Source organism: Acidimicrobiales bacterium (assembly GCA_016794585.1).
In the GTDB taxonomy this organism is placed as follows: domain Bacteria; phylum Actinomycetota; class Acidimicrobiia; order Acidimicrobiales; family DATDAH01; genus JAEUJM01.
The window spans coordinates 126,435-145,572 of sequence record JAEUJM010000013.1; the positions used below are offsets into that span (position 1 = coordinate 126,435).

Genomic DNA, 19,138 nt, shown 5'->3' on the forward strand with positions numbered 1-19,138 from the left:
GACCAACGTCACTTTTGTAACGTGTTCCAATTCTAGGCGATCCGGTCGGCGCGTCCGTCATCGGACGCGAGGTCAGATCTCGTGGCCCGGGGAGCGGAGCTCGAGGCAGAGGTCGACGATCGCCCCCTCGTCGAGGCCCTCCTTCGATCGGACGGCCTTCTTGACGGGCAGGACGAACGAGCCCGCCTTGGTGTCCGGGAAGATCGACGTGTCCCAGGTCGTGGCGCCGACGGTGACCCGGACGGGCACCGACCCGAAGCCACGGGCCCCGGTGGCGGCTCGCTCGTCGATCTCGTCGATGTCGTCGGCCACGTCGGTGGGGAGCGTCACGAAGTACCACGCCGCCTCGCCCGTGTGCAGCCAGAGCTCGGCTCGGAACTCGAAGCGAGGCAGGGTCACCGGCCGATCATCGCGCGGCGATCAGCCGGGCAGGTGGGGCCGGTGCCCGTTCATCCACTCGACGGCGAAGTCGACCAGGGCCTGGACGCGGCACACCCGACCGGTGCCCGCACCCACCGGCCCCCTGCGCTCACCACCGGTGGCGGCGAAGGCATCGCCGATCCGCTCGAAGTCGCTCTCGTCCAGTTCGAGGTCGTCGTAGACCACCCACTCCCGCCGCCCGTCGCGCTGCACGGGTGCACCCTCCCGGATCGTCGTCTTGCCCGGCCACGACGCTCGGTGCTCGGCGAGGTGGAGGGAGGTGTCGTGCTCGTGCCCGACCCCCAGCAGCAGGACCTGCGCATCGAGGTCGTAGAGGCGGCCGAGGGGCGAGGTCTCACCCAGGCCGGGAACCAACGGGTGGCTGCCGACGATCGCCTCGGCCTGCGGTCCGCAGGCGGCGAACGACAGGGTGGGGTGGGCGCTGCGAGTCGTTGCCCGGTGCTGTCGGAAGCACTCCACGACCTGGCCCATGCCCCGGGTGGGGGTCAGGTACGGGTCGTACACCGGCAGGCCGTCGTGGAGGAGGTCGATCCACGGTTCCGGCACCGGCGGCCGGGACCAGGCCGCGGGATCGCTGAGCTGGCCGGACTGCGTGGGCATGACGACGGTGCCGTCCGGGCCGAGCACCTCGAAGAGCGCCTGCACCACCGACTGCGGCCCGCCGGCCACCCACCCGAGCGCCGACAGCGACGAGTGGACGATGGCCACGCCGCCCCGTTCGACCCCGAGCGCCTCGAGGTCGCGCACCAGGGTGGAGACGGTCGCGGGACTGGACGTCGATGCGATGACATCTGCCTCGGACGACATCAGGTCAAGGTAGCGATCACCTACGGTGGACGAGTGGCCGAGCGTGTCGACCCCGAGGAGGCGCGCCGGCGCCTCTGCATGCTCGGTGACGTGCTCCGAGACACCGTGATCGCCTCGCGAGGCATCGACATGTCGGTGATCGAGGGGAAGACCGAGGCGGACGTCATCTACGCCATCGACAAGATCACCGACGACGCGCTGGTCGACTGGTTCGACGCGAACTGGACCGACGTCGAACTCGTGTCCGAGGGCTTGGAGGAGCCGATCGTCCTCGGCGAGCCCCGGTGGACGGTCATCGTCGACACCGTGGACGGCACCCGCGGCCTGATGTACGACAAGCGGCCGGCGTGGGCGCTGGCCGCCGCCGCACCCCACGGCGGAACGCTCCGCGACATCGCCGCTGCGGCCATGACCGAGCTCCCCACCACGAAGCAGGGGCTCACCGACCAGGTCAGCGCCGTGCGGGGCGAGGGCCTCGTGTCCGAGCGCATCGACCTGCGCACCGGCGCCCGCGCCCCGTTGGCCCTGCGCCCCTCGACGGCCACCGACCTCGAGCACGGCTTCGCCCAGGTGGCGAAGTTCTTTCCCCCGGGCAAGGCCGACCTCGTGGCCATCGAGGCGGCGCTGTTCGACCACCTCGGCGCCACCGAGGTCTTCGACGACGAGTACATCTGCTCCGGGGGACAGCTCTACGAGCTGCTAGGCGGGCGGGACCGGTTCACCGCCGAGCTGCGCCCGCTGGTCGACCCCGCCGCCATCGCCTGCCACCCGTACGACCTCTGCACAGCGATGCTCCTGGAAGAGGGTGGTGGCGTCGTCACCGACCCCTGGGGCGCGCCCCTCGACGTCCCCCTCGACACCACGACCCCCGTGGCGTGGGTGGGCTTCGCCAACCCGGTCCTGGCGGCCACGGTCGGCCCCGTGCTCGCCGATGTTCTCCGCGACGCCGGCTACGGACCGCCTCGACCCTGAAACCGTGCGCTGGCGTTCACGTCAGCGCACGGAGGCCTCCACCCCTGCGTGAACGCCGTCCCGGCGTGTCGTCTCGCTCTGCCGCCACTCAATGGCCTCTGCGAGCTCAGTGAACTCGAGAACGCTTCCCTCGAGCTCCTGGAGCAGTGCCTCGACCTCTACCGGGGTGGCGTAGAAGAACTCGCGTCGCAGGTTGACGAGATTGACGCGGCGATCGGCCAGCCGCTGATGCAGCGCCGTTTCCAGGGACACGGCGTCCTCGGAGAACACGAGAGCGTGGACGTCGAAGCGGAAGGGCACCGAGGCGTCGCCGAGCTCGCGGATGCGATCCATCGGCTCGAGACGGCGCGTCATTCCGATCTTCACAACCTCCTCGCCGAAAGCACCGACGTTCGAGATGACGTAGACGTAGCCGGCTCGAATGTTCGCAGCCCGCCGTTCCACACCCTCGATCGCCGCGGTCACGTCCGCCAGACCGGCCTCGGCGAGGGCGATCTCAGATTCTGGCGCCCCTTGTTCGCGAAGGCGGTTCAGAGCACTCGCATAATGCGACTGCTCCTTCTCGAGTCGTGCGCGCTCCCGCTCGAGCTCACGCTGAGCCTTCTCCTCCTCCCGGCGTCGTTCGCGATCGGCTCTCTCTCGCTCCTTCTCCTCCTCACGCTTCGCCAGATAGTCAGCCGTCAGCCGCAGCTCCTCTAGCCGTAGCTGGTGATAGTCCCCAGCGATCGCGATGCTCATTGATCGACCCAGTCGAACAATCGAGGTTGCGGCCTTGTCGATCCTCTGCACTGCTGCACTCAGCGTGTGTGGACGGAGGGATCGAACTGCAGCATCCACCTCGTTGTTGTAGGCCCGAAGCATCAGCTTCTTGAAGTCGCCGACCATCTTGGAGCCCTCCTTGGCCGAGCCGTTGACCTGCCAAGCCACCGCACCCACGACCGCTCGGTCCGCCTTCGCAAGGCCCTTGTACTGCTCCTTCAGCCGTCTCAGCGCATCCTTGTACGCAGCTGCGTTGTCCAAGGGATGGCTGTACTCGTAGATCCCGACTTCTTGGAGCATCGCGATGTCGCGGGTCTCCACCACCTCGGCGCCGAGCGCATCACGCTCTGCCGTGAGCGCACCCACCTCGGCACGTAGTCGGTCGATCTCCGCCCTCAGGCGTTCTTGTTCACCGACGCCCATCGAATCCAGGGCCGCGCGAAGCCGAGCGTTCTCATCTGCGAGTTGGCGCTTGGCGCCCAATCCGCTCGGCGGTGGCGCGGTCACCATCGGCGACGGGGACGCTGCCGCTGGATTCGGCTGCGTGTACTCGGTCCACCGTGTCCCGTCCCACCAGCGAAGATGGGGTGCGCCGCCAGGATCGGGATACCAGTTCGGTGCTGAGTCGCTCACGCATCATCACTAGCAGTTCGGCGTGACACGGGTACTGGATCCATGAGCCGCTTGCACCTCAACCGGCTCAAGTCACGGACCCACCCGGGCACCGCCCTAAGGCCTGGCGCTCCTTCACTCATCCCGCGAGCCGGGCGGCCACGGTGGCGAGGACGTCGATGCCGCGGCGGCAGGCCTCTGGGGTGGAGTACTCGCGGGGGTTGTGGCTGATGCCCTCGTGCTCGCCGGGGACGAAGATCATCGCCGCCCGGCCGATGTGGGCCAGCTCCTGGGCATCGTGGCCCGCCCCCGAGCGCAGGGAGATCTGCCGGTAGCCGAGCTCGTCGGCAGCCGTGGCGATGGCGGCCTGGAGGCCATCGTCGAAGTCGACCGCCCGGGTGAGGGCGAGGCGCTCGACGGTCGCCGTGAGGCGGCCGTCGTGCTCGGCCTCGAGGCCAAGGAGGAAGGAAGCGAGGGCCGCCTCGGCCCGGTCCATGGCCGCGTCGTCCGGATTGCGCAGGTCCACGGTGAACGTGGCGCGACTGGGCACGACGTTGGGCAGGCCAGGGTGCAGTTGCAGGCCGCCCACCGTGGCCCGCAGCGAGCCGAACTCGCCGGAGTCGGCCATGGCCCGCAGGTGCACCACCGCCCGTGACGCAGCGAGGCCGGCGTCGGCGCGTTGCTCGGTGGGGGTGGCGCCGGCGTGGCCGGCACGGCCGTCGATGGTGACCTCCTGCCACGAGATGCCCTGCACCCCGGTGACCACGCCGATCTCCTGATCCGCCGCGTCGAGCACCGGGCCCTGCTCGATGTGGCACTCCAGGTAGGCGTGCGGCGGCGTGAGCAGGGGGTCGTCCCGCCCGTCGAAGCCGTGCCGGGCCAGCTCGGAGCCCAGCGTCACCCCGTCCCGGTCGCGCAGGCCCAGCGCGGACTCGAGATCGACCCGACCGACGGCCACGGCGCTGCCGAGCATGTCGGTGCGGAAGCGGACGCCCTCCTCCTCGGTGAAGAAGGCGACCTCGACCGGGTGGCTGGTGTCGAGACCGAGCTCGTCGAAGCGACGGATCACCTCGAGCCCACCGAGAACGCCGAGGCACCCGTCGAAGGCACCGGCCGTGGCCACCGAGTCGATGTGCGACCCGAGCATCACCGGCGGCGCGGTCGGGTCCGTGCCGGCGCGCCGCCCGTAGACGTTGCCCACGGCATCGACCCGGACGGCGAGGCCGGCCTCCTGCATCCACGCCATCACCTGGCGGCGGGCGTGTGCGTCGGCGTCGGTCAGCGCGAGGCGGTTGACCCCGACGAGGCCGGTCCGGTCGTCCGTGAACGCGCCGATGCGGGCGAGGTCCATCAGCGATCGCCACAGGCGCTCGCCGTCCACGCTGATCAGGTCATCGCCCATGCAGCCTCCGGTCCCTCGTGCCTGCACAGCATGCCGTGCCCCCGTGCGGACAGCGCGGGAGTGGCACGATGGCCCGGTGGACGGCGACGGCGACGGCGCACGGCGGTGGTGGCCGCCGGCCCAGCCGTGGGAGGTGCGACGCGACGAGCTCCTCCGCTTGCGGGCCAGCCGGTACTCGTGGCGGCTGCCCCTCCTCGGCGCCCTGCTCGTCGTGTACCTCGTGACCACGCTGGTGCGAGGCGCGAGCCGGCTGGACCCCGTGGCCACCGTGGTGCCGTTGCTGATCGGCGCCCTCGTGGCCGTGCTCGTGGTGAAGGCGCTGGACGGGCGCGCTCATCGCAGGGAGCACACCGTCCGCGTGCTCGACGCCCCGGCCCTCCTCGCGCTCCGGGGCCGCCACGGGCTCGACCGCTTCGACGTGGCCGCGCTGCCGCCGTGGCTGGCGGCGGTGCGTGCCCTCCGGGAGCGAGCGGACGGCGAACGGCTCCAGGTGGTGGCCGCGCTGCGACGCGGCCACGAGCTCGTGGTGGCGCTCGTGGCGGGGGAGGAGGACCACGGGGTCGGCCCGCGTGACCTCCTCGTGGTCCAGCGCCTGCCGGTCGAGGTCGACACCTTCCACGCGACCCCCCGACGCCCGTCGGCCACGCGGGTGGTCACCGACGTCGAAGACCTGTACCGGCTCGAGCCCGGTCCTGACGAGCTGCCCGCCGGCGTGGCGCGGTGGCTGCTCCACGAGCGCCCGGATGCGCGTCTCGAGGCCACGGGCGAGTGGCTGGTGGTCCACCCACCCGGCGATGGCCCACCGCTGGAGGCCGGCGAGCTCGCGAGCGTGCTCGACGAGCTCATCGAGATCGCCCGGCAGCTGGTCGCCGTCCTGACGCGCTGAGGACGCCCTGGACGGGGCCGGAAGTTCTTCGAAAAGGCCCTTGCTCCTCACGTCGCGTGAGGCCGTACGGTCGCTCCATGAGCCAAACCGCCAGCGATCGCCTCCTCCGGGTGGGGGAGCTCGCCGAAGCAACCGGCGTCACCGTGCGGGCCCTGCACCACTACGAGGACATCGCGCTCGTGGCACCGACCGCACGCTCCGACGCGGGCCACCGCCTCTACGGTCCCGAGGCCGTCGATCGCCTCTACCGGGTGTCATTGCTGCGCCGGCTGGGGCTATCGCTCGACCAGATCGGCGCCGCCCTCGCCGGCGACCAGTGGGGTCTGGCCGACGCCCTGCGCCGGCACGCGAGCCGCCTCGACGACGAGATCGTCCGGGCGACCGAGCTGCGCCGATCCGTGTCGGCAGCCCTCGGCGCCACCACCGACCACCACGACCCGACCAACGACCTGCTGGAGGTACTGCACGCCATGGACCAGACCGAGCACGGCATCCGCCGGAGGATCTCCATCCTCGTGTACCGGGACCTCGCGGCCGCCCACGACGAGCTCGTGGACGTCTTCGGCCTCGCCCCGGGCGAGATCACCCTCGACCCGTCCGGCAACGCGGTCCACGCCGAGGTGTACGCCGGCGACGGCGTCGTGTGGCTCCATCCCGAGACCGACGCGTTCGGCCTGGCGTCGCCCTCGGCCCTCGGGGCGGCGACGGCCACCATGGCCGTGATGGTCGACGACGTCGACGAGCACCACCGCCTGGTCGCCGCCAAGGGGGCCGAGATCGTCTACGAGCCCGTCGATCAGCCCTACGGCTATCGGGAGTACAGCGCCCGGGACCGCGAGGGCCACCTCTGGTCGTTCATGAAGGAGCTTGCCCAAACCGCGTGACCGGCAACCACGGCGGCGCTTCGGCGCGAGGTCAGGCGCCGCCGGTGGGGAGCTCGAGGATGCTGGCGGCGAGGGCGGCGATGGGGCTGCGCTCGGACCGGGACAGCGTCACGTGGGCGAAGAGGGGGTCGCCGGTGAGGGCGCTGATGACCGACATCACGCCGTCGTAGCGCCCGACACGCAGATTGTCGCGCTGGGCGATGTCGTGGGTGAGCACCACGCGGCTGCCCTGGCCGAGCCGGCTGAGCGCGGTGACGAGCACCGGCCGCTCGTACTGCTGGGCCTCGTCGAGGATCACCCACGTGTCGACGAGGGTGCGGCCCCGGATGTGGGTGAGGGGCAGGACCTCGATCAGGTCGTTGCTGACGACCCGGTCCATCATCGCCGGTGAGGTGATCGACTCGAGCGCGTCCATCACCGCCGCCCCCCAGGGCGCCATCTTCTCGCTCTCGCTCCCGGGCAGGTAGCCGAGGTCCTGGCCGCCGACCGCGAACAGGGGCCGGAAGACCACGATGCGCTTGTGGGTGCGACGGTTCATCACCGCGTCGAGCCCGGCGGCCAGGGCCAGGACGGACTTGCCCGTACCGGCCGGGCCGCCCAGCGACACGATGCCGACCTCGGGGTCGTCGAGCAGGTCGAGGGCGACCCGCTGCTCGGCCGAGCGACCCATGACCCCGAAGAGCCCGTGACCCGAGTGCAAAAGGCGCGCCCGCTTGTCGGGGTGCAGCCGGGCCAGCGCCGAGCTGCCGCCGCACCGAAGCACCAGGCCGGCGTGCACGGGCAGCTCCCCGGCCTGGTCGAGGTCCACCACGCCCTCGGCGTAGAGCTCGTCGATGACGGACGGGGACACGTCGAGGTCGACCATGCCGGTCCATTCGTCCCGGGGAGCGAGCTCGTTGCGGTACTCCTCGGCGCCGAGTCCCAGGATCGAGGCCTTGAGGCGCAGCGGCAGGTCCTTGGTGACCACCACGACGTCGAGGCCTTCGCGGGCGAGGCTGTCGGCCACGGCCAGGATGCGGGCGTCGTTGGAGCTGTCCCGCATCGGTCCCGGCAGGGCGGCGCCGTCGACGTGGTTGAGCTCGATGCGCAGCGTGCCCCCGTGGTCGAGGGGCATCGGCTCGGTGAGCGACCCGTACCGGGTGCGGAGCCCTTCGAGGTAGCGCAGGGCGGCCCTGGCCATGTAGCCCAGCTCGCCGTGGTGGCGCTTGTCCTCCAGCTCGGAGAGCACGACCAGCGGGAGCACCACGTCATGGCCGTCGAAGCGCTCGAGCGCCATGGCATCGGCGAGGAGCACCGACGTGTCCAGCACGTACGTCCGGCGTTGCTCCGCGTGGGCCGTGGGCTCGGTCATGGGCGATCTCCGGGGGTCGGTGCGAGAAGACGCCCATTGTCGGACCACGTGGACCGCCGCGCGCGGATGCCAGGGGCCGCGGGGTGACGATGACGGCCACCTTTCACCGCCCGTTGGCCGCGGCGACATCTGGTCGCGGCTCAGCGCCCCTCGTCGACCGCGGCCCGCACCCCCGCCGCCATGGACAGCTCCTCGCGGGCCACGACCACGAGCGCGTCCACGCTCGAGCCGGTCGCGCCGATGATGCCGTCACGGCCGACCGCTTCGGCGTTTGCCTGCGGATCGACCCCGGCACCGAGGAAGGCCAGGCCCTCCAGGGCGCGGGCGCGCACGACGGGGGAGTGCTCCCCGACCCCGCCGGTGAAGACGAACGCGTCGACCCCGCCCAGCGACGCCACCATCGCGGCCATGGCGGCCCGGAGGCGGTGCAGGTACACGTCGAGAGCGAGCGAGCAGCGCTCGTCGCCGGCCTCGACGCCGTCCAGGACCTCGCGCAGGTCGCCGGACCGACCAGAGAGCGCGAGCAGGCCGCTTTCGTGGTCCAGGGCGTGCTCCATGTCGTCGGGGGAGAGGCCGGCGTGGCGTTGCACCCAGAGCAGCGCCCCCGGGTCGACCGCCCCCGAGCGGGTGGCCATGACGAGGCCGTCGAGGGGCGTGAAGCCCATCGTGGTGTCGACCGAGCGGCCACCGTCGACGGCGGCGAGGGAGGCACCCGCGCCGAGGTGGCACACCACGATCCGGAGCTCCTCGACGGGCCGGTCCAGCATCTCCGCCCCCCGCCGGGTGGCCCACTGGTGGCTCAGTCCGTGGAACCCGTAGCGGCGGATGCCGAGCCCGCTGGTCCACTCCCAGGGCACGGCCCAGACCGCCGCCGCCTCGGGGAGGGTGTGGTGGAACGACGTGTCGAAGCACGCCACCACGGGGGTGTCGGGCAGGACCCGCCGTACCGCCGAGATCAGGGCGCGCGCCGGTGGGTTGTGCAGCGGTGCCAGCTCGTCGAGGTCGGCCAGCGCGCGGGCGACCTCCTCGTCGACCACGACCGGCGAGCGGAAGCGTGCCCCACCGTGCACCACACGCACGCCGACGGCGCGGACCGGCGGCGCCTCTTCCAGGAAGGAGGAGAGCACGTCGTCGACGTCGTCGCCGGGCGCGGGGCCGTCTGTCGTTGCCAGGATTCGGTCACCGGTCCCCACGACCCGCAGCTTGAGGCTGCTGGATCCGGGATTGACGATCAGCACCTGGTCATCCACCGTTCGCACTCCCGAGGTTCGGCCGTCAACTCCGCAGGGTAGGACGAGGGCATGGTCGACACCGCTGGCCCTGCTGCCCTGTCCAACCACACCGCCGATGGTCGCACAGGCCCGAGTCCCACCGACGACGAGCTCGCCCTGCTCGACGCCCACTGGCGGGCGGCCAACTACCTCTCCGTGGGCCAGATCTACCTGCTCGACAACCCGCTGCTGACCGAGGCGTTGCGCCCCGAGCACACGAAGCCGCGGCTGCTCGGCCACTGGGGCACCACGCCGGGCCTCAACCTGCTCTACACCCATCTGAACCGGGTGATCCGCGACCGTGACCTCGACATGATCTTCCTCTGCGGTCCCGGCCACGGTGGGCCGGCGGTGGTGGCGCAGACCTACCTCGAGGGCACCTACTCGGAGGTGTACCCCGACATCGGCCAGGACGCAGAGGGCCTGCGCCGGCTGTTCCGCCAATTCTCGTTCCCCGGCGGCATCCCGAGCCACGCCAGCCCGGAGACGCCCGGGTCGATCCACGAGGGCGGTGAGCTGGGCTACAGCCTCTCGCACGCCTTCGGGGCGGCCTTCGACAACCCCGACCTCGTGGTGGCCTGTGTGATCGGCGACGGCGAGGCCGAGACCGGCGCACTGGCCACGTCGTGGCACGGCAACAAGTTCCTCGATCCCGCCACCGACGGGGCGGTGCTGCCCATCCTCCACCTCAACGGGTACAAGATCGCCAACCCCACGCTGCTGGCGCGCATCCCTCGGGAGGAGCTCGAGTCGCTCCTGCTCGGGTACGGATGGCAGCCCCACTTCGTCTCCGGGAACGAGCCTTCGGAGGTCCATCGGCGCCTGGCGGTCACCCTCGACGCGGTCCACGACCAGATCGCCGAGCTCCAACGACGGGCCCGGGTCGACGGCGTGGTCGAGCGGTTCCGCTGGCCGATGATCGTGCTCGAGACGCCGAAGGGGTGGACCGGGCCGAAGGAGGTCGACGGGCTCGAGGTCGAGGGCAGCTGGCGCTCGCACCAGGTGCCGGTCAACGAGGTCCGCACCAACCCCGAGCACCTCGCCATCCTCGAGGACTGGCTGCGTAGCTACCGACCGGAGGAGCTGTTCGACGAAGGAGGGGCGCTGCGACCGGAGCTCGCGGCACTCGCCCCCGAGGGCAGTCGTCGCATGGGCGCCAACCCCCACGCCAACGGCGGCCTCCTCCTGCGCGATCTCGACCTGCCGGACTTCCGTGCGTACGGGATCGAGGTGCCCTCCCCGGGAGGCGCCACCGCGGAGGCGACCAGGGTCCTGGGCGGGTTCCTGCGCGACGTCGTGCGCGACAACCCCGACAACTTCCGGGTGATGGGACCCGACGAGACGGCATCGAACCGCCTCGACGCCGTGTACGAGGCGACCAACAAGGTGTGGATGGCCGAGATCGAGCCCACGGACGAGCACCTCGCGCCGTCGGGCCGGGTGATGGAGGTGCTCTCGGAGCAGAACTGCCAGGGTTGGCTGGAGGGGTACCTCCTCACCGGCCGGCACGGATGGTTCCCCTGCTACGAGGCCTTCATCCACATCGTCGACTCGATGTTCAACCAGCACGCGAAGTGGCTGAAGGTGAGCGCGGAGCTGCCGTGGCGCCGACCGATCGCGTCGCTCAACTACCTGCTGACGTCGCACGTCTGGCGCCAGGACCACAACGGCTTCAGCCACCAGGACCCGGGCTTCATCGACCACGTCGTGAACAAGAAGGCCTCGGTCGTGCGGGTGTACCTGCCTCCCGATGCCAACTGCCTGCTGTCGGTGGCCGACCACTGCCTGCGCAGCCGGGACTACGTGAACGTGATCGTGGCCGGCAAGCAGCCCGACCAGCAGTGGCTGGACATGGACGCCGCCGTGCGCCACTGCACCAAGGGCGTCGGCATCTGGGAGTGGGCGTCGTCGGACCAGGGGGGCGAGCCCGACGTGGTGATGGCCTGCGCCGGCGACACACCGACGATCGAGACCCTCGCGGCGGTGTCGATCCTGCGCGAGGAGCTACCGGACCTCAAGGTGCGGGTGGTCAACGTCGTGGACCTGATGACGCTCCAGCCGAGCGACGAGCACCCCCACGGCCTGTCCGACGCCCACTTCGACAGCCTCTTCACCACCGACCGGCCCATCGTGATCGCGTTCCACGGCTACCCGTGGCTCATCCACCGCCTGACCTACCGGCGGACGAACCACCCGAACCTCCACGTGCGCGGGTACAAGGAGGAGGGATCCACGAGCACGCCGTTCGACATGGTCGTGCGCAACGACCTCGATCGCTTCCACCTCGTGCTCGACGTGCTCGAGCGGGTGCCGGGCCTGGCCGAGTCCACCGGGGGCCTGGCCGAGCGCCTCCGGGACCGCCTCATCGACCACCACCACCACGTCCGTGCCCATGGTGAGGACCTCCCCGAGGTCCGTGACTGGGCCTGGTCGGGCTGACCGGCGCCGCGCTCAGATCTCGTCGGGCACGTCGTAGCGGGCCTGGTAGCGGGAGAAGCGCGCCCGCTCGGCGGTGGGATCGAGCCCGAAGTCGGTGAGCGAGTACCGGTGCTCCCCGTGGGCGCCTTTCGGGCGCTCGGCGAGGTGGCGCTCGACCGCGCCTCCGAGCCCCTCGGGCACCGGGCGGTCGAGGCGCTCGTAGACGTCGAGCACGGTCGCGGCAGGGGACGCCATGAGGTCGGCGTAGCGCACGTCCACGAACTGTCCGTCGGGCAGCGCACCCGACGCCCTGGCGTCGAGGGTGTCGTCCAACATGAGCGAGTACCCCAGCGAGATGAGCGGAGCGAGGCCGTCGACGTCGACCTGCTCACAGCGCATCGAGCGGATCGTGCCCATGAGGCTCACCGTGGACGGGACGGTCTTCAGCGGGTCGCGGTGCAACTGGATCACCCGGGCATCGGGGTACACGGCGAAGAGCGTGCGGAGCTGACTGAGATGGCTCGGGGCCTTGCACACCCATCCGGCGCCGGCGGGGGCACGCCGCTCGAGGGTCTGGAGCACCCGACGGTGATAGCGGTAGGCCTCGGTCTGGTCGGCGCTCACGAGGTGGCCCGAGTAGGTGGGGACCTCGTAGGTGCCGCCCCACTGGTCCGACAGGAACTCGAGCATCGTGGCGAGGATGCACTCGTTGGGCTCGTCGCCGGCGTTGTGGTGCATGGTGGCGTACGCGGGCTGGAAGTCGGCCCAGGCACGGTGCACCTCGTCGCCCGCCCGTCGGGCCGCGGCCTGTTCGTCCTCGGTGCCGACCGCCTCACCCGGGTGGAGCAGCTCCCAGGTGAGGGGCACCCGGTTGGCCGGGTCGAGGGCCAACAGCTCGTGCAGGATCGACGTGCCCGATCGTCCGGTGCCGACCACGAACACCGGCGCGACCACGGGCGTGGCCAGGATCGACGGGTCGTCGGCCCAGCGGTGGGCGAGGAGCAGGCGCTGGCGCAACGCCCGCAGCAGCTCGGTGCGGGCCAGCAGCCGTCCCACCGTGGTGAGACGGGCCTCGTGTTCAAGAGCGGCCACCAGCACGTCGAAATGGGGCCGCCAGGAGTCACCGCCGAAGTCATCGAGGCCGGTGCTGGCCCGTGCCGCGGCGAGGAGGTCGTCCGGGTCGAGTGACAGCAGGAAGTCGGCGCCCCCCACGGCTCGACCGTGGGCGTCGATCCGCTCGACCCACTCGGGACGCGGCGGGGGGCTCCAACCCACGGTCAGCCCCACCGGGCCTGGGCGGCCAGACGCCGCGCCGCGAGGGTCCGCCGGCGGGTGGCGTCGTCGACGACGGGGTGGTCGGCGGGCAGCGTCGAGCGCAGGTCGGACAGGCGCACCACCCGGGCCTGCGGGTGAGGCTTCGTCCGCGCGCCGACGTAGCGGTACACGGCCATGCCCATCGCCTGACCCTCGGGATCGAGCCAGTTCGGTGTCCCTGGGTCGGCGGCCGACACCACCACCCGCACGACGCCGTCCGCGTCCACATGGGCCTGCGCCCCGTTGAGGCTGGTCGGGCGCTCGTGGAACGCGCCCGAGTCGAACCAGTGCAGGTGGTGGATCGACCAGTTCCAGTAGTGGGCGTCGGGCTCGTCGTGCTCGATGAGCAGGACCTCGTCCGGGCCCAGCTCGAAGCAGCCGCCGCCGTAGGCGATGCTCGGGGCGCCGCCGGGCGGGGTGTTGGGCGCGGTGAAGGTGTTGTGCTCGAGCAGGTCCCGACTGGCTGCCGCATAGGCCGCCCAGAAGGTGATGGACTCCTCGACCCAGCGCGCGGCGCGCTCCAGCGCACCCACCACGTCGGCCGGCTCGGGTGGGGGAGCGGGCACACCGGCGAGGTCGACCCGCTCGACGGAGAACGACCCCACGCGATCTCCCGTCCAGTCGTACAGGTACTGGCGGATGAGCAGCATGCGGGTGGCCGGATCGGAGACCAGGGTGACGCCGGGGGTGCCCCGCGGACCGATCAGCAGCTCGAGTGCCCCGCTGTCGGCGTGCAGGTCGATGAGGTCGGTGAGGGCCACCTCGGCGTGCACGCCGTTCTCGCCGAGGTGCATGTCGCCCTCGACGAGGGAGAACAGGGCCTCGTGGACGCCGTCGACCCGACCCCGGAGGACGTAGGTGGCGGTCGGGTCGATGGCGCAGCGCTCGTACACGTTGTCGGGGTTGGGCGCCCCCCATTGGGACCAGGGCTGCTCGTAGCGATGCAGGGTCGGATGGCGCGGATCGGCGTGCTCGAGCTCGCCTTGGAGCGCCAGCGCCACCTGGCGGGTCAGATGGCGCACCGCGATCGCCCGGGTCGCCGGATCGGTGGGGTACCCGGCCTCGTCCAGGCGATCGAACAACGCCGCGGTCCGTTCGGCCCATCCGCGCCACGCGTCCCCGAGATCGGGAACAGGCTCGTTCGACTCGCCCATCGTCGCCCCCTCAGCCCACGACGCCGAGGCCGTCGCCGATCAGCTTCGCCCCGATCAACAGGAGGATCACCATCATGATGGCGGCGTTGTGGGTGGCCATGTACTGCTTGAGCTCGTCGAGGACCCGCGTCGCCCTGCTCCCACCCACGAAGTAGAGCAGCACCGCACCGACCGTGGTCAGCGAAGCGATCACCACGAACACGCCGACGGCGATGGCCTCCTCTCCCGTGGTGATCCCCGGGACGGAGGCGACCGAGGCGGCCGCAGCCATGGTCAAGATCAGGTTCTTTGGGTTGAGGCCCGACAGCAGCACGCCGGCGCCCAGGGCCTGACCGGGTGGCAGCTGGTCGATCTTCGCCATCCAGGCCGGGAGCGGCGGCTCGACCCCGGGCCTCGGCCGCTTCTCCCACTGGCGCTTGGCCATCAGCAGCAGCACGCCTCCGAGACCCACCTTCATCCAGTTGATCGAGTCCGAGGTGCTGCTCCCCGGTGTGGACGCGTCACCGGCGGCCCCGGTGAGCCCGATGACGGCGATCGAGACCATCGTGAGGCCGAGCACCCAGCCGAGCGCGAAGGCGGGCCCGTCCGTCCGAGCGCGCGGTGTGCCGAGCATGAGGATCACCGCGACGATGGGGATCGGGCTCAGGGCGACACCAAGGGCCGACGGCAGCGCCGCGCCGATGGCCTGGGTCAGGGCGGAGGCGATCATGGCCGGAGTTCTACCGCACGCGATCGCCGACCGCCCTCCGATCGAACGCCTACGCTCGTGCAACCGAAGCATCACTCACCAGGGGGGAATGGTCATGGAGGCACAGGCAAGCGCGGGCCTGAGGGTCGGGGACGCGATCTCCTACGGCTGGGCGGCGTTCAAGAAGACGCCGGGGCCGCTCGTGGTGATCGCGCTCGTGGTGCTCGTCGTCGGCGCGCTGACCTCGGGCATCGGCAACGCCGTCAGCCGGGAGTCGGCCGTGTTCGGCGTCATCGTCCAGATCGCCGGCTACGTGGTGTCGATGATCCTGTCGCTCGGTCTCATCCGCGTGGCCCTCAAGGTGACCCGCGGCGAGGAGGTCGACGTCGCCGACCTGTTCAAGACCGACCAGTTGGGCCCGTACATCGTCGCCTCGATCCTCTTCGGGATCATGGTCGCCGTCGGGCTCATCTTCTGCATCGTCCCGGGCGTCATCCTCGCGGTCATCTACGGCTTCTACGGCTACGTGATCCTCGGGCGCGGCGTTGGTGTGGGCGAAGGGTTCTCACACGCCGCCGAGATCACGAAAGGCCAGCGCGGCACCGTGTTCCTGCTCGGCCTCGCCTTCATGGGCATCAACCTGCTGGGTGCACTGGCGTGCGGCGCGGGCCTTCTCGTGTCCTACCCGATCACCATCGTCGCCGGCGGCTACGCGTACCGGGTGCTGTCCAACGAGGCGGTGGCCCCGATCGCGCCCTGAGGCCGAGGCCCGCCGGGGTCAGTCGCCGGCGCCTTCGCGCACCACGATCACCGGGCACGGTGCGTGGTTGACGAGGTGCGTGCTCACCGAGCCCAGGAGGGCCCGGCGGATGGCTCCGTGGCCCCGCGACGCCACCACCACGACGTCGACCCCCTGCTCCTCGGCGACGGCGCACAGCGTGGGTCCGATGTCGCCGTTCTCGATGAGGGTCTCGACCGTGGCCGCCGTGTCGAGCCCGGCGACGGTCCGCTCGAGCGCGTCGGCGGCACCGGCGTTGGCCGCTCCCCAGGCCGCGTCGATCTCCTCGGGCGCGGCGACCCCGCCGGCGAAGCCGGACTCGAAGCCCTCGGCGGCGATGGCCGGCGGTTCGGCGACGCACACCACGAGGACGGTGTCGGGCGCGGCGAGGAGAGGCAGGGACCGCCGGGCGGCGTCGATCGCGGCCTCGGAGCCGTCGGTGCCGATCAGGACCTTCATGGGTGCTCCTCGGGTCGGGGGTGCGTCCCTCAGCATCGCGCGTGGCCCTGTGTCGAACGCTGCGGCGAGCGCGGCCGCGCCGGTAGGTTGGCGCTCATGGTCGCGCCGGATGCCTCCGCCGTGACGGCGGAGGCGGGTGCCGTCGCCGCCGGCGAGGGGGTGGTCAAGCGCTTCGGCACCACGACGGCGCTGTCGTCGGCCACCTTCGGGATCGGCCACGGCGTGACCGGTTTGCTCGGCCCCAACGGGGCCGGCAAGACCACCCTCATCGGCCTCCTGCTCGGCCTCCACCGCGCCGACGCCGGCCGGGTCAGCGTCCTCGGACTCGACCCCGGACGGCTCGGCACGGCGGTCCGCGAGCGGGTCGGCTACGCGCCCGAGCACCACCGCCTGCCGCCGGACGTGAAGGCACAGGACTTCGTCCGCCACTTGTGCGAGGTGCACGGCCTGCCCACGCGGGAGGCCGCCGCCAGGGCCAGCGACGCCCTCTGGCAGGTGGGCCTCGGCGAGGAGCGGTTCCGGCCGCTCGGCACCCTGTCCACCGGGCAACGCCAACGGGTGAAGATGGCGCAGGCCGTGGCCCACGACCCCGCGCTCGTGCTGCTCGACGAGCCCACGGACGGCCTCGACCCCGTCCAACGCGACCAGATGCTCGCCCTCATCCGACGGGTGTCCGACGAGTTCGGCATCGACGTCATCCTCTCGTCGCACCTCCTCGACGAGGTCGAGCGGATCTGCGACGCGGCGGTGATCCTGAGCGGTGGCACCGTCGTCGCCGCGGGGTCACTCGACGAGCTGCGAGGGGACAGCGAGGGCCTCGTGGTGGAGCTGACCGAGGGTGCCGAGCCGTTCGCCGCGTGGCTCCGCCAGGCCGGGTGCGACATCGCCCCCGATGGGCACCGGCTGGTCGTGACGCGGGGCCGCGCCGCGGTCGACCACGACCTCGCCGACCTGGTGCGGGACGCGGCGGCCGCGAGCGGGGCCCACCTGCGGCGACTCGTGCCCCAGACGGTCACCCTCGAAGAGGTCTTCCTGGACGTGTCCGCATGAGTGCGCGCGACGCGGGCGGGGCCCGCATCCTCGAAGGTGGCTACCGCCGCTACGACGGCGAGCGCTCGGGTTCCGCCGGAGCGATCGAGAGCGTGGCCGTCCACACCACCCAGCGCGCCCTCGGCCTGCGCCGGGCGGCGCGCTTCAAGATCCTGCCGATCCTCGCCTGTGCCCTGGCTTACGTCCCGGCCATCGTCTACGCCGGTCTCGCCGTGCTGATCCCCGACGAGCTCGGACGCAACCAGATCCTGCCGACCTACGCCGAGTACTACTTCTTCATCACCGCGGCCATCGTGGTCTTCACCGCGTTCGTGGCCCCGGAAGTGCTGTGCACGGACCGGCGCACCGGCATGCTCGGGCTCTATCTGGCGTCACCGCTCACGCGGACGACCTACCTCGCCGCGAAGGCGGCCGCGGTCCTGGGGGTGCTCGCCATCGTCACGTTGGGCCCGCCGCTGTTCCTGCTGGTGGCCTATGTGCTCGTGGGGAGCGGCCCGGACGGCCCGGCCGACGTCGCCCTGTTCGGCCTGCGCATCCTCCTCGCCGGCGCGCTGCTCTCGGCCTTCTTCGGTTCGCTCTCGATGGCGGTGTCGAGCATCACCGACCGCAAGGCGGCCGCCTCCGCGGCCATCGTCCTGCTGCTCCTGCTGTCGGCCGCGGTGGCCGGGACCCTGGTCGAGGCCGCCGGCGCGTCCCACCTGCTCATGCTGGCCGATCTCTTCGGGCTTCCCTTCGAAGCGGTCGTCCGTATCTTCGGCGAGCCCTCGCAGAACCCGTCCATGGACGACATCGCCAGTGCTGCGGTGATCGCGGCGGCCGTCGGCTGGACGCTGGTGGCCTCCAGCATCGTCTGGCTCCGCTACCGGGCCCTCGAGGTGACGCGATGAGCGCCGGCGGCGAGGCCGCGATGCCTCCTCCTCCTCCTCCTCCTCCTCCTCCTCCTCCTCCCGCGCCACCCGCCGCGGCGCCGCCGCTGCGGCTGGTCGGCGCGTCGAAGTGGTTCGGCGACGTGGTGGCGGTGTCCGACGTCTCGTGCACCGTCGGCCCCGGGGTCACCGCGTTGTTGGGGCCCAACGGGGCGGGGAAGTCGACGGTGCTGCGGCTCCTCTGCGGGCTCACCCCGCCGTCGCGCGGCGAGGTCCAGATCTTCGGGGCCGACCCCCGCGCCGACCTCGGGCTGTTCGGTCTCATCGGGCTCGTCCCCCAGCAGGAGTCCGTGTTCGAGTTCCAGCGGGCCCTCGAGTTCGTGCGCTTCTCGGCCGTGCTCCAGGGCGTCCCCGACGCCGACGCCGCCGCCCGTCGGGCCCTCGCCGTGGTCGACCTCGATCCCGGTCTCGCCCGGAAGGTGGGAGCGTTCTCCAAGGGCATGCGCCAGCGGGTCAAGGTGGCAGCCGCACTCGTGCACGACCCGCCCATCGTGATCCTCGACGAGCCCCTGACCGGGCTCGACCCCCGACAGCGCATCGCCATGATCGAGCTCCTCCAGCGCCTCGGCGACGAGGGCCGGTGCGTGCTGGCATCGAGTCACGTGCTGGACGAGGTCGAACGCTTCGGCTCGCGGGTGCTCGTGATCGCCCGCGGTCGCCTGGTGGCCGAGGGCGACTTCCACGCCATCCGGGCACTGATGGACGACCGCCCGCACCGGATCCGGGTGCGCACGGACGACCCTCGGGGCCTCGCCACGGGTCTGATCGCCGCTGGTGCAGCCGTCGGCGTGCGCCTCGACGCCGGCGCGGTGATCGTCGACACCGACGACGTGGCGACCTTCCGGCGGGTCATCGCCCCCGTCGCCCGCCAGGCGGGGGCCCGCCTCGAGGAGGTCGCCCCCCTCGACGACGACCTGGAATCGGTGTTCCGCTACCTGGTGGGCACGACGTGACCCCGAGCCGCGC

General features: G+C 71.5%; 18 protein-coding genes. 8 read left to right on the forward strand and 10 right to left on the reverse strand.

Annotation, left to right across the window (positions count from 1 at the left end):
- Positions 1-72: 72 nt before the first annotated feature.
- Positions 73-399, reverse strand: coding sequence for a DUF1905 domain-containing protein (locus JNK12_06220; protein MBL8775502.1), 327 nt, complete (start codon positions 397-399; stop codon positions 73-75).
- A gap of 21 nt (positions 400-420) precedes the next feature.
- Positions 421-1,248, reverse strand: a complete 828-nt coding sequence (locus JNK12_06225) for an AAC(3) family N-acetyltransferase (protein ID MBL8775503.1) — start codon at positions 1,246-1,248, stop codon at positions 421-423.
- A gap of 33 nt (positions 1,249-1,281) precedes the next feature.
- On the opposite strand from JNK12_06225, the gene JNK12_06230 reads away from it, so the two are divergent.
- Entirely contained in the window at positions 1,282-2,220 is a 939-nt protein-coding gene (locus tag JNK12_06230; protein MBL8775504.1) for a hypothetical protein, read from the forward strand.
- A gap of 21 nt (positions 2,221-2,241) precedes the next feature.
- Here the strand turns inward: JNK12_06230 and JNK12_06235 are convergent, their stop codons facing one another.
- Both JNK12_06235 and JNK12_06240 read right to left on the reverse strand, forming a co-directional pair.
- Positions 2,242-3,612, reverse strand: a complete 1,371-nt coding sequence (locus tag JNK12_06235; protein ID MBL8775505.1) for a DUF4041 domain-containing protein — start codon at positions 3,610-3,612, stop codon at positions 2,242-2,244.
- Between the two features lie 118 nt (positions 3,613-3,730).
- Positions 3,731-4,993 (reverse strand): Zn-dependent hydrolase, encoded by a 1,263-nt coding sequence (locus tag JNK12_06240; GenBank protein ID MBL8775506.1) that lies wholly within the window; start codon positions 4,991-4,993, stop codon positions 3,731-3,733.
- 76 nt (positions 4,994-5,069) lie between these two features.
- Between JNK12_06240 and JNK12_06245 the strand changes: the two genes are divergently transcribed.
- A complete protein-coding gene (locus tag JNK12_06245; GenBank protein ID MBL8775507.1) occupies positions 5,070-5,879 on the forward strand; it encodes a hypothetical protein in 810 nt (269 codons plus the stop codon).
- Positions 5,880-5,956: 77 nt separating this feature from the next.
- Entirely contained in the window at positions 5,957-6,763 is an 807-nt protein-coding gene (locus JNK12_06250) for a MerR family transcriptional regulator (protein MBL8775508.1), read from the forward strand.
- Positions 6,764-6,794: 31 nt separating this feature from the next.
- On the opposite strand, the gene JNK12_06255 is transcribed toward JNK12_06250, so the two are convergent.
- On the reverse strand, positions 6,795-8,114 hold the full coding sequence (locus tag JNK12_06255) for a PhoH family protein (GenBank protein ID MBL8775509.1): 1,320 nt from the start codon (positions 8,112-8,114) through the stop codon (positions 6,795-6,797).
- Positions 8,115-8,254: 140 nt separating this feature from the next.
- Positions 8,255-9,364: an acetate/propionate family kinase gene (locus JNK12_06260; GenBank protein ID MBL8775510.1), complete on the reverse strand. Its 1,110-nt coding sequence runs from the start codon at positions 9,362-9,364 to the stop codon at positions 8,255-8,257.
- Between the two features lie 51 nt (positions 9,365-9,415).
- On the opposite strand from JNK12_06260, the gene JNK12_06265 reads away from it, so the two are divergent.
- Positions 9,416-11,824 carry a phosphoketolase family protein gene (locus JNK12_06265; GenBank protein ID MBL8775511.1) on the forward strand — a complete coding sequence of 803 codons (2,409 nt, stop codon included), beginning with the start codon at positions 9,416-9,418 and terminating at the stop codon, positions 11,822-11,824.
- Between the two features lie 12 nt (positions 11,825-11,836).
- Here JNK12_06265 and JNK12_06270 read toward each other — a convergent pair whose 3' ends face one another.
- The 3 genes from JNK12_06270 to JNK12_06280 all read right to left on the reverse strand — a co-directional run bounded on the left by JNK12_06270 (position 11,837) and on the right by JNK12_06280 (position 14,980).
- A complete protein-coding gene (locus tag JNK12_06270; GenBank protein ID MBL8775512.1) occupies positions 11,837-13,015 on the reverse strand; it encodes a sulfotransferase in 1,179 nt (392 codons plus the stop codon).
- A gap of 65 nt (positions 13,016-13,080) precedes the next feature.
- Complete coding sequence (locus JNK12_06275) at positions 13,081-14,271, reverse strand: hypothetical protein (GenBank protein ID MBL8775513.1); 1,191 nt, start codon at positions 14,269-14,271, stop codon at positions 13,081-13,083.
- Positions 14,272-14,281: 10 nt separating this feature from the next.
- Positions 14,282-14,980, reverse strand: coding sequence for a GAP family protein (locus tag JNK12_06280; GenBank protein ID MBL8775514.1), 699 nt, complete (start codon positions 14,978-14,980; stop codon positions 14,282-14,284).
- 94 nt (positions 14,981-15,074) lie between these two features.
- On the opposite strand from JNK12_06280, the gene JNK12_06285 reads away from it, so the two are divergent.
- Positions 15,075-15,719, forward strand: coding sequence for a hypothetical protein (locus tag JNK12_06285; GenBank protein ID MBL8775515.1), 645 nt, complete (start codon positions 15,075-15,077; stop codon positions 15,717-15,719).
- 18 nt (positions 15,720-15,737) lie between these two features.
- On the opposite strand, the gene JNK12_06290 is transcribed toward JNK12_06285, so the two are convergent.
- The gene (locus JNK12_06290; GenBank protein ID MBL8775516.1) at positions 15,738-16,196 is read right to left on the reverse strand and encodes a universal stress protein; all 459 of its coding nucleotides are present in this window, start codon (positions 16,194-16,196) and stop codon (positions 15,738-15,740) included.
- A gap of 96 nt (positions 16,197-16,292) precedes the next feature.
- On the opposite strand from JNK12_06290, the gene JNK12_06295 reads away from it, so the two are divergent.
- Genes JNK12_06295 through JNK12_06305 form a run of 3 tightly spaced genes read left to right on the forward strand, consistent with a single transcriptional unit; the run spans position 16,293 to position 19,125 of the window.
- A complete protein-coding gene (locus JNK12_06295; GenBank protein MBL8775517.1) occupies positions 16,293-17,246 on the forward strand; it encodes an ABC transporter ATP-binding protein in 954 nt (317 codons plus the stop codon).
- Positions 17,243-18,133, forward strand: coding sequence for an ABC transporter permease subunit (locus JNK12_06300; GenBank protein ID MBL8775518.1), 891 nt, complete (start codon positions 17,243-17,245; stop codon positions 18,131-18,133). The genes JNK12_06295 and JNK12_06300 overlap by 4 nt, the downstream gene beginning before the upstream one ends.
- Positions 18,134-18,153: 20 nt before the next feature.
- On the forward strand, positions 18,154-19,125 hold the full coding sequence (locus JNK12_06305) for an ABC transporter ATP-binding protein (protein MBL8775519.1): 972 nt from the start codon (positions 18,154-18,156) through the stop codon (positions 19,123-19,125).
- Positions 19,126-19,138 lie beyond the last annotated feature (13 nt).

What these genes read in the sequence shown, in the direction of transcription:
- JNK12_06295 (MBL8775517.1), top strand. Translation starts at nt 16,293, where the DNA reads ATGGTCGCGCCGGATGCCTCCGCCGTGACGGCGGAGGCGGGTGCCGTC.
- JNK12_06240 (MBL8775506.1), bottom strand. Translation starts at nt 4,993, where the DNA reads ATGGGCGATGACCTGATCAGCGTGGACGGCGAGCGCCTGTGGCGATCG.
- JNK12_06305 (MBL8775519.1), top strand. Translation starts at nt 18,154, where the DNA reads ATGCCTCCTCCTCCTCCTCCTCCTCCTCCTCCTCCTCCTCCCGCGCCA.
- JNK12_06275 (MBL8775513.1), bottom strand. Translation starts at nt 14,271, where the DNA reads ATGGGCGAGTCGAACGAGCCTGTTCCCGATCTCGGGGACGCGTGGCGC.
- JNK12_06280 (MBL8775514.1), bottom strand. Translation starts at nt 14,980, where the DNA reads ATGATCGCCTCCGCCCTGACCCAGGCCATCGGCGCGGCGCTGCCGTCG.
- JNK12_06290 (MBL8775516.1), bottom strand. Translation starts at nt 16,196, where the DNA reads ATGAAGGTCCTGATCGGCACCGACGGCTCCGAGGCCGCGATCGACGCC.
- JNK12_06300 (MBL8775518.1), top strand. Translation starts at nt 17,243, where the DNA reads ATGAGTGCGCGCGACGCGGGCGGGGCCCGCATCCTCGAAGGTGGCTAC.
- JNK12_06255 (MBL8775509.1), bottom strand. Translation starts at nt 8,114, where the DNA reads ATGACCGAGCCCACGGCCCACGCGGAGCAACGCCGGACGTACGTGCTG.
- JNK12_06285 (MBL8775515.1), top strand. Translation starts at nt 15,075, where the DNA reads ATGGAGGCACAGGCAAGCGCGGGCCTGAGGGTCGGGGACGCGATCTCC.
- JNK12_06250 (MBL8775508.1), top strand. Translation starts at nt 5,957, where the DNA reads ATGAGCCAAACCGCCAGCGATCGCCTCCTCCGGGTGGGGGAGCTCGCC.
- JNK12_06225 (MBL8775503.1), bottom strand. Translation starts at nt 1,248, where the DNA reads ATGTCGTCCGAGGCAGATGTCATCGCATCGACGTCCAGTCCCGCGACC.
- JNK12_06265 (MBL8775511.1), top strand. Translation starts at nt 9,416, where the DNA reads ATGGTCGACACCGCTGGCCCTGCTGCCCTGTCCAACCACACCGCCGAT.